The sequence below is a fragment of the Thermosulfurimonas sp. F29 genome (assembly GCF_019688735.1).
Lineage (GTDB): Bacteria > Desulfobacterota > Thermodesulfobacteria > Thermodesulfobacteriales > Thermodesulfobacteriaceae > Thermosulfurimonas_A.
This window is the reverse complement of the sequence record NZ_JAIFYA010000004.1, coordinates 54240-68836: the sequence shown is the minus strand read 5'-3', so window position 1 is coordinate 68836 and position 14597 is coordinate 54240. Positions and strand designations below refer to the sequence as shown.

Below are 14597 nucleotides of genomic sequence, written 5' to 3'. Positions count from 1 at the left end.
AATATGTCGAATATGGTTAGCACAAACCTCACTACCCCTGACCCACTCGCCGTCCTTGAAACCGTATCCGATGAGCTAAAACCCTTCCCCGATATGGTGCGCAAAAAACTCTTCGAATTCGTGGATTATTCCTCTTTCGAATCCTTTGTGCTTTTCGATGCCGTTTTGCGCGCTCTTTTCGCTTCCGCTCAAAAGGCCGCTACCCAGAGGAGTTCCCCGCGTTTTTGGCGTGTTTTTCGCAAACTGGAGAGCATTGTTCAAGCATTGCTTGAAGTGCCGGCAGACAAGCGCGGGGAGCTTCCCAGCGCTTCGAAAGCGGTACACAACATCCTGAAGGCTCACTTCGCATTGCTGGTGAGCACGGGCGAACTGCAGGGTTATGTACGCGCCCTGGGATTCCTCCTCGAGCGGAAAACGGGTCTCGAAGTGCGTTTCGGGTATGAGGATGTTCCCGCGCTTTCCGGGGGCGCTTTTTCGCCGCGGTTTATGCTCATCTCCCTGAATCGTCTCGCCCCCGAAATGCACACCGGACGCCACAGCGCTTTCGCCGTGGCCGCCCATGAGCTCGCGCACTACCTTTACACCTATCTCCCTGTCGTGCGGGCCCTCGACAAATCCCACGAAAAGGCCGCGCAAGCGATAGAGAAACTGCTTTCACTCCCGGAGGGAGGAGTTCTCAATCTGGTAGAGGACCGGCGCATCGAGACGCGCATGGCAAAGCGCTTTGTGGTGTGCGCCGCCCCCTTAAAGCGCCATGCAATCGAGAATTCCGTCGCTCTCATCGAGTTTTTTCACAGGCGCTTTGGCCCAAGGATCAAGGTGGAGGATCTGGACGGATTTCCCGAGCGGGACCGCCGCCGCCTCATCTTGGCAATGCTCGGCTATCCCCTGTCCGTTGTTGCCGTAAAAGACCGCTATCGGATCGGGAGCGAGTTGCCCGATGATCCTGTGGAAGTGCTCCGGGCCGCGGGAGTGACTCCCTCTTCCAGAGAGGAAAGGTTTGCGCTCGGGTTCGCCAAGGTGGTATGCGAAGCGGTTGAACGCGACGATGTGCGCGAGGTTCATGAGCTGGTAAGGCGGTTTCTCGAGGCGGAGGGAATGCTCACCCCCGAAGCCGCACAATCCGACGAGTCGTTCCTCAAGCCACACGGCGCTACTCCGCCGCAGAGAACACTCGTGAGCGATGATGAGACCCTCCCCTCCGAACCCGATGAATCTGCTGATCTCGAAGCGCTCGAGCAGGATCTCGACGAAACTCGGTTGCGTATCATCGATGAGGCCGCGGAAAGCGACGCTCGAGACGAAAGACAATCTTCCTCGCGAGAGGCTCATCTTTTTCTCAGGTGGAGGGCGAAAGATAGGCATTATGAGAGAAAGCTTGCGGAGGAACATTACTTTCTCCGAGGGAAGATGCCTCCACATCAGCTCAAAGAACGGCACAAGGCCGTAGAGGAAGCTTACCGGCGCGGAGTGGTCGCCGGACGGCGAGTAGCTCTCACAACCGAACGCGAGCTCTCCCTGAATGAGGATTACGACTTCGATGAGCGAGGCAGGCGGTTCGATGTGCGGCGGTATGTGCGCGCCGTAAGCGCGGGGACATCCCGGCGTGATCCCAGAGTCTTCAGGGTGGAAACACCCCGCGGAGGAGGCGCCCCACCTCCCTTCACAGTCGATGCGGTGCTCGACGCAAGCGGATCCATGGACGGTTATCCCCTCGAAAAGGGTGCGGAGCTCATGGCGTTCCTCCAGGGGTTCGCCGAGGGATTGGCCAAACAGCGCATACCCGTCCGCTTCAACCTGTACGCAACGGGAACAACTTTCGAAGGACACGGTGAGAAAGCTCTAATTCTGCCCCTCGCGGAGGGAGGGCGGGAACGGTTGCTCGAAAGGCTGGCCCGCATTCGCACCCTCGCCAATGAGGGGTTTTCCGCCTACCGGGAGTGCTATGAACAGAACCGGCCGCTCATTCTCTTCGTGGTCACGGATGGCCAGTTCGTAGCCAAAGAATGCGAGGCCCTTATCGGGGAAATTAAGGAGAACCGCACCCTCACGGTGGGAGCCTACCTTTTCCCCGAGGAGACAAACGAAACAGCCGGAGATCTCATCCGTTCCATCCTCGCGGAAAGCCTGGCGAAATTCCATGTGCGGATAGCCGGGAGCGACCTGCGCCAGGTGGAGGACTTTCTGAAACGCACTTTCTGCGCTTTCGTGGAGAAGGTTCTTCGCGACCCGAAGCATCCCCCTTCGCCCGCAGATCTGCGCGGAGTGCAACAAACAATGATGCGGCGCGGTCCGACGATGACGCTCTCCGTTTAAGCGCTCGGGCGTTCAAGACATCGCACCGCTGTGCGTCTGAGCTTGGCACGAATCCTTTGCACCGCGCGCTTTTCGATCTGACGCACCCGCTCCCGGGAGATGCCCATTTTCCGTCCTATTTCGGCGAGGGTGCACCCTTCGAGGCGCAACAGGATAACCTCCCGCCAGCGAGGCGGCAATTCCCTCAACGCAAGCGCCACTATCCTGCGCTTTTCCCGTGCGGCCGCTTCCTCTTCGGGATCGCTTCGCAGGTCGGAAAGTAATTCCGAAACATCGCTTTCGTTGTTGCCGAAATCGAAACCGCTTGCTCCGTTCCCGCCGGAAACGCCATTGCCCGTGAAAACCGTCTCAAAAGGTGCCTGGTCGTCTTCGTACAGAGGCTGGCTCAAGCGCAAAATGCCGCGGCCGGTCAGCACATTTTCCACCCTGAGAATGAGATCGGGAGATCTTTGTTTCAGCCAATGGACGAATCCGTTCGCACCATTTCGCTTTTCAAGCGCTTGGGGAGGCAACTTCAGGAGCAACCCCGCGCGGAGCACTTCTCGATCGAACTTTTGGCGCAGGTAGTGCCAGGCGATAGTGGTGAAGGTGCCCTTCCCGGGGTCCGCATGAAGCGCCGCTTCCATCAGCGCGAGGAGCGCCACCTGCTCGAGATCGTCCCACACCAGATCATGCGCCACCCAATTGCGTTCGAGACGCTTCCGTATGTAACTCGCTGCGAGCGACCGGTTGTCCAGCGCCACTCGCCAGGCGAGCGAAAGCACCCGCTTGGCCACCGTCGCCGCGCGTCCTCCCTTTCTTCTGGCTTCCCTCAAAAGGACGAGCGGCGGTACATCTTCAGGTGCTCCCGTCAAACGACGCGCCTCGGCGAGCCCTCTTCTGATGAAGGCGATGCGCTGATGGGTGCGACGGCGTACTTCCCTAACATCTTTGGTCTCACTCATCGCCGACATGATCATGTGCTCCCTCTTCTCCGGTCAGAAGGGCAAATTAGCTTCAGGGCTTTCGCCCTGCTCAAGGGTTTGGGCCCGCGTTCGTTCGGCCAAGTGACGGAAACACTCTGAAGGGAGGCCGCCCGGTGGCCGTTTCCCTCAAATTCCCACGATCGGAACGGCCCCCGGGACCATTCGCTCGATCCGAGCGGCTTCTTCCGCATTGCTCACATGCACCAGCACCCGCCAGTAGTCACCGCTCGAAGTCTGGAGAGGTATGAGCTTCGCTTCATACCCCCTCAAGCGCCAGATCTCCGTCCACTTCGTGGCCAAATGACGCTTGCCGAAAATGCCGACCTGAAGCCACCGACGCTCCTCATACTTTCTCCTGTCCACGGGCACCACGGTCGCTTCATACCCCACCGCCCGCACCCGGGCGAGAAAACGCTCCGCCTCATCCCTCGTCTCGAAGGGGCCGCACCGCACCGTGCGGTATTCGTCCGCTCTGTAGAGGAACGCTTTCTTCCTCAGGGCGTCGGGCAGCTTGGCCCAGAACCGAAGGGCGGGAAGACTTCGCCTGAAGGAAGCGAGTTGCACCGCATAGAGGTCGTCCGCCTTCCCGCTCGTGCCGTCCTTCGCTTTTCCCGCGGAAAGCATCTTCCGTTCGGATGCTCTGGATTCCTTCGCCCCGTACGAGGATACCTGTTCAGCTAACTGCGTCACCAGATCGTCTTTCAACGATGCAGAGGAAGCTTTCGGGGGTGTTTCCTGTGGAGAGGGACCGGGCTTCTTCCTCGTGCGGCGTTCGGTTGCGGTTTTCTCCCTGAGAACTTGGACTTCGCTCTTGAGGTCCCGGATCATCCCTCGCAGAAGCTCCACTTCCGCGAGGAGGTCCGCGGTGCGCTTCGCGGTTTTGGGGTTAACGGAGGACTCCGAATGTTTCATCCGTCGCAGGTCGTCCTCGAGATCGTCCACCCTCTTCTCAAGGGCGCTCACCACGCGCTGAGTGGCGAAGAGGTTCCGGTCCAGCTCGCGTATGAGCCAGCCCTGCCTGTCCACCACCCCTTCCATCCGACGGAGATCCTCCCGCTTGACACAAACCCGTTCGAGCTCCGCTTGGCGCCAAGCTATGCGATCAAGCCGAGCTTGCAATGCCGGATCCATCGGCGCCGCACAGGCGCAAAGCATTCCCAGCACCCCGGCCAGTACACCGATTTTGAGAAAACGCTCCGCTATACAGCCCTTCACCGCTCTCTCACCTCCCGTCGGGAACCTTCCCGCAACCTTTCGGAGTGCATTCCAATTTGACCGTTTCCTCCTCCCCCGTTTCCCGCCTCAATCGATAAGTTTTGAGAAAACTCTTATCGATAAAAATTCGGCAAAAACTTATCGATTGGTTCTCCCCTTTCGGGAGGAACATCTGGCGAGCGTTGCTCGCCAAACACGCTCTCAGGGACCTGCCGCTCGCTACTTTTCCAAGGGTGTTCAAAACCGAAATGGAGGTGTGCGGAATGGAACACACCGCCGTGCCGCATTTTGAAACCCCCAGGCAGGCCGTGGAGTGGTTTTTCAAAGAGCTCGCTCGGCGATACGGACTCACCGAGCGCGAGGGGCAGGTTAAAGCCGCTTCCGTATTCACCCTGCCCCTTTACGGCGAACGAAATACGGTTGTCGGCGAAGGGCAGACCGGGCTTGGCAAGACCTATGCTTACCTTACGCCTTTTGTGCTTTACCTCGCCGGCCTGTTGCCTTCGGTACCCAAGTTCGTGGTCACGGAGGGCTCCTATGCGGCCGGTGCAACCGATCTCGACAAAGCTCTGGAGGACTACTTCGTGAAGAACGGAGATGCTCCCACCGAAGCGGTTTCCTTGGCGACACCCCGCGCGGACATCCAGCGGGTGATGATCGTAACCGCAAGCAAGCTCCTTCAGGACCAGCTTTTGAAAAAGGACCTTCCCTTTTTGGCTCAAGCCGCTTCAAAGGTTTTGCCGTCTCTCACGCCGGAAACCCTCTCCTACGGCCTCCTTGTGGGACGCACGCACTATATCTGTCGTCTGCGGGTGCACCGCGCCATAGAGTCCCTTCGAACCCTGCTCGAAGCCGACGCCAAACACGCAAAAAAAGACGATGCTAAAGCAAGCGCGCCCGATGAAGATGCCGAAAGTCTTCTGCGGATGCTCGAGCGCATTTACGATGCCGAGGTGATGGAGCACGACGAAATTAAGCGGCTTTTCCCTAAAAGGGAGGTCGAATACCTTGAGACCCTGCTTGAGGAATTTGAAGTGTCCATCTCTCCTCCGCAGGATCGGAACGGAAGCTGGCGCACCCTGCCCGATCTGTGCTCGCAGTGCGAGGAGCCCTGCCGCTTTCGGGAAAACACTCGCCACCTCCAAGAGGCCCGCATCATTGTGGCCAACTACCATGCCTTTGCCCACAATGTGCTCGCTCCCCTGATGCGAGCCCTGCGCGCTTATGAAGAAGTACAGAAAAAAATCGAGCGCGGCGAGGACCTCTCTCAGGAGGACTTCCAGAAACTTCAGGGCCTGAGCAAGCTAATCGGTGTTTTCTGGGATGTGCGCGAAGAGCGTCCCCGAATTTTCCTCATCTTCGATGAAGCGCACAACTTCGAAAAGTTCGTAAGCTCAGCATTCACTCGATCCATTGACCTCCTCGAAACGACCCGCAACCTTCGACACTTTGTCAACCGCATGGAACGCCTTGACAAGCAAGGCTTCCTCGTCGGAAGCGATGCGACGAACATCTTCACCTTAGGTATCTGTGCAAAAGAAGCGGCTTCCTTTGTGGAAAAAGGACTTTCCACTCTCCTTGAGGAGCTCAAAAAGCGCGATGCCTCCCCCACTTTCGAGGAAGCCGCTCTGATCCTCGGTTGGCACCTGGGACGACTTCTCCGCGAAAATGAGCGTCTGCGTGAGGATGTGAGGGAAGCCCTCATGCAGGGCTTGCTCGCCCTCCCGCGAAAAAAGGGGCTCAAGGACAACCCCTTTTTGCCTGAATACCTGTCTGTCGGAGACGATGACGATGATGATAAGGCCGTGTTATCCCTAAGCCGGACCGCAATTGAGGAACTCACCGAGCGCTGGGTGAGGACGACTCTCGAAAAACTAATCGAGATGGGAAAAGCGGACGACTTCACCGCCCTGCTCGAACGCAACTCCTCTCTTTACGGCACCGTTTATGATGAGGCCGTTTACGACCGGATCAAGGCCGTGGAGTGGCTCCTCACCATGAGCGAAGGGATTGCGAATGGGTTCCGCGAGGCCTGTCAAACGGTACTCATCGAGTTCCAGCAGGGTGGCGCCTTCACGCCGGGCGTACTCGCCCTTGCCCGCCAGGCCCCTAGGGGACGCTTGCGCTCCTTGGAAGAACTCGCCAAGGTGTTCCGTCGCGCTTACGATGTGGCTTATTCCAACCGCAATCGGCGTCTTGAAGCGGAAGAAGATGCTCGCATTCGCATAGACTTCACCTTTGGGACCGCGATAGACGGTACCGACCTTGTCGTTCACCCCGTAGGAATGCGCGAAATTTTGCAACGGTTTGCCCTCTGGAGGAAACTTCCCAAGATTTTCACTTCGGCCACCATCGCGGTGGGACGCGACCGGAACTTCGATTACTTCGTCCGTTCTACGGGGCTCGACCGTCGGGAAACGGTCACTTTTGTGGCGCAGTCTCCCTTTCGGTTCGAGCAACAAATGCTCATCCATGTGCCTGAAATGCCCGATCCCGTAGAAAGCCCGGAAGAATGGCAATCCGCAGTAATCGAGAGACTCCGCGCCCTACCCTACTCCGACCGCGGTGGCATCCTGGTGCTTTTCACCTCGCGCAAACTTTTGCGCGACGCCTATGATGCTCTGCAGGAAGACTTTGAAAAAAAGGGTCTCCGCCTCCTTGCCCAGACTGTGCATCCCATACGGGACATCCGGCGACTTTTTACCGGCGAGGAGGCCCGAAAAAACCGCATGGTACTTTTCGGACTACAATCTTTCTGGCAGGGGCTGGATGCGCCGGGCGAGCTCCTTAACCACCTCATACTCGTGCGTCTGCCCTTTGATGAGCCCAACGATCCTGTTTTGCGCAGTCTCTACGAAAATGAGCGCAACCGCATTTTGAACTACCTCCTGCGCAAGACCGATCTCGATGCCCACCGCGCCGTACGAATCGCCGATCGCAAGGCCTTCAAGGACCTCTCTCTCGCTCGGGCCCTGCTCCTCTTCCGTCAGGGAGTGGGGCGTCTCATCCGTACCGAGACCGACACCGGGATCGTTACCATTCTGGATCCGCGCGTGCTCACCTCTTGGTACGGGAAGGAATTCTTGGGGTCTCTGCCCGAAGGCGTGAAGGTCACCCGAAGCGACAGGACCGCTAGGCAATTCTTGAAAAAAGGCGTCCTAGCGTCGCATGCGCCAAGTATTGGTGCGTCTTCCTGAGAGCGGAATACGAACGACGGCAGGAACAAACACTACCTTATGTGGGGTTATATTAAGGTCCGATGAGACGCGAACTCGAGAAACCATGCGGGAGAAGGTTCTCTCATGTCGCAGGTGCAAACACCGCAACAACAACCGTTGTGTAAGGGCGGACCGTTTGATTTCGCCGCGAAACTCCAGGAAAGGCAGAGAGAGCTCCTTACGGCTTGGGTGGCATTCCTCTCCCTTCTGCAGGAAGGGCGCGTGCCCACCCCGGAAGTTTACCGCGAGCGGTATGCTCGCATCGCACACCTGCCTGACAGGGAAAAGGGAGCTGACCTGCTCGTCCTGCTCGGCGAGCTCAGGAAGTACTTCCAGAAGTTCTCGCAGGACGGCAATGTACCCCAGAGCCTCTCCGCTTGCCTTGAGAAGCTTATCAGGGCCAGACATCGCGCCGCTGAGTTCGCCGAGCGACTGCAATGCATGGAGCGCAAGCTCGAGTTTCTTCGGATGTGTTTTCTCCGAGATGACCTTACCGGTCTCTGGAACCGGAGGGGCCTGCGTCTTTACTTCAATGAGGTGGTCTTCCCGAACATTTTCACCAAGGACTACATGGTGTTCTTTTTCGACCTCAACGGATTTAAGAAAATCAATGACCATTACGGGCACCTTACAGGCGATCGGTGTCTTCAGGCCTTCGCGAAAAGGCTTGTCGAAGCATTGCCTCTTACGAGCTTCATAGCTCGAGTGTACGGGGACGAGTTCGTCGCCGTGGTGCCGGACCTGACGGTGGGCGAGACCCGCGGTCGGCTGATTGCATGGTTCGGCAAGCACCCCTCTTTTGAAATACGCGTGCCCGGTGAGGAAAACACCATTGTGGTGTCCTTCGCGATAGGCGCTACCAATGTGATAGGAAGCGACTCCATGGAGTCGGTGCTTGAGCGGGCGGATCAAGCCATGTATCGGGCGAAGCACGACGACATGGGATGGCATCTCATACGGGTTTGAGCCGGCGAAACGGCAGGCGAATGAAATGGTCATTCTTGCCATAGACCCTGGATTGCGGAAGAGCTGTGGCTGGGCGGTGCTCTCCTACCCTTCCAATGTTTTTCAGGGCGACCCTCCCGTTCTCTGGGCTCGGAAGACCAAACTCCTTGCCTGTGGCGTGGAGGACTCCGGGAAGCTCCCTCGGTATGTGCTTGCCTCCTTTTTTCTCCGCACGGCTCGCGCGCACGGCGTGACCGAGGTGCTGATTGAAGACTTCTTTTTCTGGACGGAAAAGGAAGAATCGGAAATTGAAAAAAAAACGAAGGGACGAAAAAAAGGCGGTAAAACCGGCAAAGGGAGTATCCTTGTAGTAAGCCGTATGAAGGAGTTTATCGGATATTTGCACGGGTTTTTTAATGCGCACCTAATTCCCACCACCGTGGTGCATCCCGTCCGGTGGAAGAGCATTCTGGCCAAAGCCTTGAAGGAATTGCCCGCGGACCTCTGTTCCTTCCCAGACGATGAAAGGCGACTTGCGAAAAAAATCGAGGAAAATTTGCTCATGCTCTTTCCAGAAGCGGCGGGCTATTCTCCCAGCAAACGCATCCACATTTTTTCCGCCATAGGACTCGGACTTTCGAGAATCATTGAGGCGACCATGCCGGCCCTCGAAAAACAAAGGGGGAACCGCCAAGAGAGGTGCGATGTTGTCCGCCTCGACCCAACATAAACATAAAGGACCGCTCGGGTCCACTTGCGGGCTCCGCTCCTCAGACCGGGGCGGGCGACGGATTTGGGGATTTGGTCTGCGGTGATGATTGCGGTGGCGATTGTGGATGGTTCGTGGATGGTTACGGCGAAAAGTCCACCTTTCGCCTTCTAACAGGAGAGGAAGTGGAGACAGGGGCCATAGCATATTTCACACTTCTCACGAACCGCCTGACGCCTATGATGCGGCCGTCCCGATCTCTCACCGCAGATGCCGGTCCGGTGTCTGGAGCCAGCGGTAAAAGGCCGGCCAGTACCTCCCGGCCGATTGCTTTCCCGAGTGCTTCCCGCAAAACCTCCGCCAGCTTTTGATTGTCCAGAGAACTCAGGACCTGTATTACCGGCAAGCTGACTATGAGCGCTACATGCCGGGTGGGATCCGTCAAAATTCGCTGTAGTGTTTCCAGTTCCTCCGCGCCTTTTACCTGTACTTCCAATTCTGTGAACCTTTTGTCCACCACGGGCACCGCAAGGCTTTCGCTCCAGGGAACAGTTTCCGTCTCTTCTTTCAGCCTCAGTCCGCCTAGGGAAGGAAGTTCTATTTGCGTCCCATCTTCGCGGAGTACTGTAATAGGATGCGGAGTGAGATTTACCGCTTGGAAAAGTCCTAAAAGTCCTTTATGCTTCCCTTTCACCATACAGCCCTCCCTTCGCTCGGATCGATTCCTGTTTTCACAAACAAAATTAACGCCAGCGGACCGGCCGAGTTCTAGGTTTGTGAAGGGTCGATGCTTCTGTAATTAATATTAGTGTCAAATATAAAGCTATCCGCGGAACCGATTGCCAGTTGCAAAAGAAAACATTTGCCTGTTTTGGAACTAGGTATGTTAACTTGAACACAAAAATCGTCTTCGAAAGGTCCGGATCAAGACCTTTTTTATAAACACAAAAAGGGGTGATAGAATAGGAGAATAGGAGTAAAAAAATGGCTCGGGCAGGTGACCCCGCGGTCCGGGCTGGGAAAATTTGCGGGGCAGGAGGGGAGATGGTAACAATTGATTATGAGGGAAATAAGTTTTATGGTTCAATTTGTCTTAAGCGCCAAGGGAAGTATATTCTCCGGCGCTATTCCGGGAGGGAGGAAGAAGATTGGATGACCCTCCCGGAGGCGAAGAAATGGCTCCGAGAAAAGTTCGGAGCCATTCAAAACCGCCCCTCTCGGATAGAGATCCAAGAAGGGGCGGTCGACTATTATGTTGAAACTCCCCGCGGGAAGATTCCTGCGGGGAAGGCTTTGCCCCTCATCTTCAAGGGGCTGGGTTTATAATTTTTGGCCCGGTCACCTTAACGCTTGAAACAACCCTTAGCATGCGACACCACTTCGCACGGATACTTCCCCTTCGTTTCCTTCACAGGGAACGACACAATGGCCGTTCCTCTTACCTCGCCGAGCACGCCCGGCACATTCCCGTGTTTGAGCAAATGATCTCCGAGTCGATACTCCACATCGGGGAGCCACACCTTCGTCTGGTAAGCGACACCCCGCCCCATGACTCCACGGGGTTTGCCGGTCTTCCTGTCCCGAACCACAAAGCCGTTGGTGGTCACGCAAATGGCGTCAAACTCGCCCAGCATGAACCAGATGGAAAAGTGATCCGCCGGAATGAACTCCACCCGAACCGGCTTGCCGAGCTCGTGCGCGGTGACCACCATGTGGGCCGTGCCCGTGGACACCCCGTCCCAGAGAGCGATTACGAGATCAGCGACTTCCGCCATTCTGCGGTTGCGAACCTTGTCCGCTCGCTTGCTATACCGATCCCAATCCCGATCCCAATCCGCGGGAAACTCCTTAAACGAAATTCTTCGGCTTTTCGCCCATTCCTTTGCCAGATGATCCACACCCTTCGCTCCGCCAGCGATAATGGTTACTTGTGCGAGGTCTAAGTCCGCAACAAGGCGATCAAGCCGGGAAAAAACCTCATCCCGATCGGTGATGGAACGACTGCCGCAAACACAAATTTTCATTTTTGTGCCCCCTTATTAAGAATTCAGCTTGCTTGCGATCATCTCTCCTTTTTCTGTTTTCCCAAGCTTTTTTGATCATTTCGCTTTAAAAAGAAATTAGCCCGAAGTTCTTGAAGAATCTTCCCGTACAGATTTTTGTCGGGTTTTCCATGTATGGATTTACTTCCGGTACATGCGAGAATTCGGTTTGAGAAGGCATAAAGGCTCTGGGCTTACAGACACACTATGAGCCCATAATTGCACCGAGTTTCTTAAGAGAGACGGAGGTTTCCCTCAAGGGAACGCAACGACCTCCGGTCTCGGTTCGTTCGATCCGCATCAGGATGAACCTTGCCCGTCTCCGGTCAAGGACAAACCAGAGGAAAAGCCCGTCGTCTCCCACCGGGGTAGTGTCGCCTGCGGCGAGAAGCGTCCGGTCACGGTTGAGGTCCCGCATGGCCTTCATGAGACGCTTGCGATCTTCGAAGTCAAGGGTAGTGAGAAGTTCCTCGATATCAAGCCTGTTCTTTTTAGCGCTCACGGCGCTTCTCCTGCGGCAGTCAACCGAAAAACAGCCTCGTCAGGGCCTCAGCCCCGGCCATGGCGACAGCGAGGCGTGTCAAATTTCCGGTGTTGTGCCGGAAGGGGACATTGGGAGTGGTTTTATTCGTTTAGCTTCTTCAAGCCATACTTGAGTCAACCCCGTCAGCAGATCTTGCTTTACGGTTTCGAATAGCCGCGCCCAGTCTGGCGCGGTGCCATCGACCAAACAAAACCCTTGGTCGCCTAGGTGCTCAAGACGCAAATTTCTGAGGCGCAACAGAACCGAATCCACCGTCGCATCGGAGTAATAAGACCGGAGAGTTCGAATTATTTCTTGGTAGGTTAGCTTCGGATATTTTTCGCTTCGAACAAGCCACCACAGGTCGAAAAGATCTCTCCATGTTCGACGGCGGGGAAGCAGAAGAGTTTTGAGCCGGAAAATGGTTTCCGCAGAGGCCAGTCGAACCAAGCCGTAGCGGGCCTCTTTTCGCTGTTCAAGCAACACTTGTTTGAATTGCTGACTATCCGGAATCCACACCTCGAACTTTACGGTTTCGGGGATTTCCCTTGGGCGCAACATCCAGAAAAGATATTGTTCTTCGGGATAAATTCCCGCCATGAGAAGATCCCTATCAATATCCTCTCGATAAAAGCGTTGCGCTTCTATACCAAAGTCCTTGAAAACTTTTTCCAGAACAGAGACAAGCCCTCTCCAAGGCAACCGGTCCGTTCCGATCCAAGCCAGATCAAGATCGTAAGACAACCGATGCCGGACCTGCAGACTTAGCGCGGTCCCGCCGATAAGATATGTGTTTTCCCAGAGAATGGCCAGTTCCTTGGAGTGACTCAGCTTTTTCAAAACAATCCTGAGCGCCTCCCATCGCCCGAAAGGTGGAATTGTCAAACGCATTGCTTTTCCCACAACTCTATCCAATCCCTCATGTATTCGTATATTTCCGGTTTGATTTCTCCATTTTTGTGCAACATCTCGAGATAGTATCTGACTTTTTCCACTCCGTGCTTTTCGAGGAGGGCGAAAAGGGGCCTTGACCGTCCCGCCTTAAGCACGGTACAGATGACCATCCACAGAGGCAACTCCTCCGGCGAAGACCAGAAAAGCGAACGGTCCGCGCCGTAATCGCGCCAGCGGACCGGCCGAAGGTCTCCGGGTTCGTGAAGGGTTGCCACTTCCGCAGTAGCTTCCGAACTCAGGGCCTCGGAAAGCAGAATGCGTATTAGTGTTTGATACCCTATTCCCATCCTAGAAGCTCGTCTCTTTAGCCTCACCAGCAATTCCTCCGGTAGCCTAATAGTAACTTTGCGACTGGGCATTGTATGGATATCGTACACACCGCAAAATCACTAGGCAACGCCAATAGCACCGCAAGCAGAGCTGTGGCGTAAAGGTTTCTGCTTTCCAGAGTTCAATCAACCACCCGCATTTCCCATCATTTCAAGAGGACATATTTGCGCCCTCAGCCAGCTCAGCATCTTCTTCCTCGCCAGCCGACGCCTGTCCTCCTCCAGAAACCTGTTCAGGGCTTCCCGAACCAGATCGGAAACAGAAATCCCCCGTAATGCCGCGGCTTCCTTGACCTCCTCTATCAAATCATGTTCCATGTAAATGGTCCAAGCACATTTTTTCATATCTCCCTCCAGTATTCGTATGAATTACTCCATCCTTGAACAACGGATGCAGGCGGTGCCACCCACATCCGCCACCTGCGCCAGCCGTCTCTCTCCATTTTTTCCTCATCCACACCGAAAACGCCGACATAGAGGATTGTGTTTCTCTTTTCGTCCAGGTGAAACCGCAGGAACCCGAACCGGTCACTTTCCGCATAGTCGGCGAGCCAGAAGGCCGGATAGAAAAGCCCTTCCTCATAAAGGACGCTCATCTTTTCCGCAAGCTCCTTGCCCGTCTTTGTGCGACGGTTCACGACGAGCGTCCAAGGATCGGTCTTCGACAGGCGAAAAGGCGTGCGTCTGAGAATCGATTCGTTCTCTACTGGTTCCGTGAGGGCCACCCTGTCCGGACCGACCAGCTTCAGGTTTTCCCGCAGGGGTTCCGGGAGCTTTTCTTTGACCAAGGAAAACAGTTTCCCCCGGGCCGTGACCGCGCGGTCGTAGGCCCGGAAAATTTCCTCCTTGATTCTTTTGGGCGGCTCGAAAACGGGAGCCGAAAAGACCTCCAAAAGTGCACCCCTGAGTCCTTCGATCACGGCTTCCCTGAACTTCGGCGTCTTCGTTGCAAGCTCCACCAGAGCCTGAAAGTCCTCCGGTGTGAAGTGAACGCTTCCGATCCGGGCCTCTTTCACATTTTGCACCTCACCGAGAACCCGAAAGGGAAGGACCAGAAAGAGGTTCTCGCCTGGGTTTCTTTTCTCCGCTTCAGCCCGGGCCTCCGGCTTAAGTACCGTCAGGCGCGCCCGGTCTATGTGGTAAAGCACCGCTCCACCACCGTGGCCATCGGGCGTGACCGCTTCCTTGAGAACATCCGTAATGTCCGCGATGTGGACGCCCTCTTTCCGTTCGAGGCGTTCGCCGATCGGGTCGCGCCCGTTCTCCGCTTGCCACACCAAGATTTCGGCCCGGAGACAGGTGGCCGGGATTTCCGGGTCGAAAGGCGGCTCGGTGAAATAGAAGCGGGGAGTGTGTTTCGCCATGGGGGACCTCCTGTGTG

General features: G+C 56.0%; 14 protein-coding genes. 5 read left to right on the top strand and 9 right to left on the bottom strand.

Annotation, left to right across the window (positions count from 1 at the left end; all coding sequences use genetic code 11):
* Positions 1-3: 3 nt before the first annotated feature.
* Positions 4-2316 (top strand): vWA domain-containing protein, encoded by a 2313-nt coding sequence (locus tag K3767_RS11310; protein WP_221173702.1) that lies wholly within the window; start codon positions 4-6, stop codon positions 2314-2316.
* On the opposite strand, the gene K3767_RS11305 is transcribed toward K3767_RS11310, so the two are convergent.
* On the bottom strand, positions 2313-3269 hold the full coding sequence (locus tag K3767_RS11305) for a sigma-70 family RNA polymerase sigma factor (RefSeq protein WP_221173701.1): 957 nt from the start codon (positions 3267-3269) through the stop codon (positions 2313-2315). The two genes, K3767_RS11310 and K3767_RS11305, sit on opposite strands and share 4 nt — an antisense overlap.
* A 138-nt stretch (positions 3270-3407) precedes the next feature.
* Positions 3408-4496 carry an SPOR domain-containing protein gene (locus tag K3767_RS11300; RefSeq protein ID WP_221173700.1) on the bottom strand — a complete coding sequence of 363 codons (1089 nt, stop codon included), beginning with the start codon at positions 4494-4496 and terminating at the stop codon, positions 3408-3410.
* Between the two features lie 263 nt (positions 4497-4759).
* Here K3767_RS11300 and K3767_RS11295 point away from each other — a divergent pair, with 263 nt between their 5' ends.
* The 3 genes from K3767_RS11295 (at position 4760) to K3767_RS11285 (ending at position 9389) form a co-directional block, all read left to right on the top strand.
* Entirely contained in the window at positions 4760-7693 is a 2934-nt protein-coding gene (locus tag K3767_RS11295; RefSeq protein WP_221173699.1) for an ATP-dependent DNA helicase, read from the top strand.
* Positions 7694-7936: 243 nt separating this feature from the next.
* The gene (locus K3767_RS11290; RefSeq protein ID WP_221173698.1) at positions 7937-8680 is read left to right on the top strand and encodes a GGDEF domain-containing protein; all 744 of its coding nucleotides are present in this window, start codon (positions 7937-7939) and stop codon (positions 8678-8680) included.
* Positions 8610-9389 carry a hypothetical protein gene (locus K3767_RS11285; RefSeq protein WP_221173697.1) on the top strand — a complete coding sequence of 260 codons (780 nt, stop codon included), beginning with the start codon at positions 8610-8612 and terminating at the stop codon, positions 9387-9389. Before K3767_RS11290 ends, K3767_RS11285 begins: the two co-directional genes overlap by 71 nt.
* 121 nt (positions 9390-9510) lie before the next feature.
* Here the strand turns inward: K3767_RS11285 and K3767_RS11280 are convergent, their stop codons facing one another.
* Complete coding sequence (locus K3767_RS11280; protein WP_221173696.1) at positions 9511-10065, bottom strand: hypothetical protein; 555 nt, start codon at positions 10063-10065, stop codon at positions 9511-9513.
* A 287-nt stretch (positions 10066-10352) separates the two neighbouring features.
* Between K3767_RS11280 and K3767_RS11275 the strand changes: the two genes are divergently transcribed.
* Entirely contained in the window at positions 10353-10694 is a 342-nt protein-coding gene (locus K3767_RS11275) for a hypothetical protein (RefSeq protein ID WP_221173695.1), read from the top strand.
* A 17-nt stretch (positions 10695-10711) separates the two neighbouring features.
* On the opposite strand, the gene K3767_RS11270 is transcribed toward K3767_RS11275, so the two are convergent.
* The 6 genes from K3767_RS11270 to K3767_RS11245 form a co-directional block, all read right to left on the bottom strand.
* The gene (locus K3767_RS11270; protein WP_221173694.1) at positions 10712-11392 is read right to left on the bottom strand and encodes a DUF2493 domain-containing protein; all 681 of its coding nucleotides are present in this window, start codon (positions 11390-11392) and stop codon (positions 10712-10714) included.
* 223 nt (positions 11393-11615) lie between these two features.
* Positions 11616-11912, bottom strand: a complete 297-nt coding sequence (locus K3767_RS11265; protein ID WP_221173693.1) for a hypothetical protein — start codon at positions 11910-11912, stop codon at positions 11616-11618.
* Between the two features lie 78 nt (positions 11913-11990).
* Positions 11991-12836 carry a nucleotidyl transferase AbiEii/AbiGii toxin family protein gene (locus K3767_RS11260; protein ID WP_221173692.1) on the bottom strand — a complete coding sequence of 282 codons (846 nt, stop codon included), beginning with the start codon at positions 12834-12836 and terminating at the stop codon, positions 11991-11993.
* On the bottom strand, positions 12815-13246 hold the full coding sequence (locus K3767_RS11255; protein WP_255592413.1) for a CopG family antitoxin: 432 nt from the start codon (positions 13244-13246) through the stop codon (positions 12815-12817). The genes K3767_RS11260 and K3767_RS11255 overlap by 22 nt, the downstream gene beginning before the upstream one ends.
* A 96-nt stretch (positions 13247-13342) precedes the next feature.
* Complete coding sequence (locus tag K3767_RS11250) at positions 13343-13561, bottom strand: CopG family transcriptional regulator (RefSeq protein WP_221173690.1); 219 nt, start codon at positions 13559-13561, stop codon at positions 13343-13345.
* Complete coding sequence (locus K3767_RS11245; protein WP_221173689.1) at positions 13558-14580, bottom strand: hypothetical protein; 1023 nt, start codon at positions 14578-14580, stop codon at positions 13558-13560. The genes K3767_RS11250 and K3767_RS11245 overlap by 4 nt, the downstream gene beginning before the upstream one ends.
* Positions 14581-14597: the final 17 nt, after the last annotated feature.

What these genes read in the sequence shown, in the direction of transcription:
- K3767_RS11310 (WP_221173702.1), top strand. Translation starts at nt 4, where the DNA reads ATGTCGAATATGGTTAGCACAAACCTCACTACCCCTGACCCACTCGCC.
- K3767_RS11270 (WP_221173694.1), bottom strand. Translation starts at nt 11,392, where the DNA reads ATGAAAATTTGTGTTTGCGGCAGTCGTTCCATCACCGATCGGGATGAG.
- K3767_RS11245 (WP_221173689.1), bottom strand. Translation starts at nt 14,580, where the DNA reads ATGGCGAAACACACTCCCCGCTTCTATTTCACCGAGCCGCCTTTCGAC.
- K3767_RS11295 (WP_221173699.1), top strand. Translation starts at nt 4,760, where the DNA reads ATGGAACACACCGCCGTGCCGCATTTTGAAACCCCCAGGCAGGCCGTG.
- K3767_RS11275 (WP_221173695.1), top strand. Translation starts at nt 10,353, where the DNA reads ATGGCTCGGGCAGGTGACCCCGCGGTCCGGGCTGGGAAAATTTGCGGG.
- K3767_RS11255 (WP_255592413.1), bottom strand. Translation starts at nt 13,246, where the DNA reads ATGCCCAGTCGCAAAGTTACTATTAGGCTACCGGAGGAATTGCTGGTG.
- K3767_RS11305 (WP_221173701.1), bottom strand. Translation starts at nt 3,269, where the DNA reads ATGTCGGCGATGAGTGAGACCAAAGATGTTAGGGAAGTACGCCGTCGC.
- K3767_RS11250 (WP_221173690.1), bottom strand. Translation starts at nt 13,561, where the DNA reads ATGAAAAAATGTGCTTGGACCATTTACATGGAACATGATTTGATAGAG.
- K3767_RS11280 (WP_221173696.1), bottom strand. Translation starts at nt 10,065, where the DNA reads ATGGTGAAAGGGAAGCATAAAGGACTTTTAGGACTTTTCCAAGCGGTA.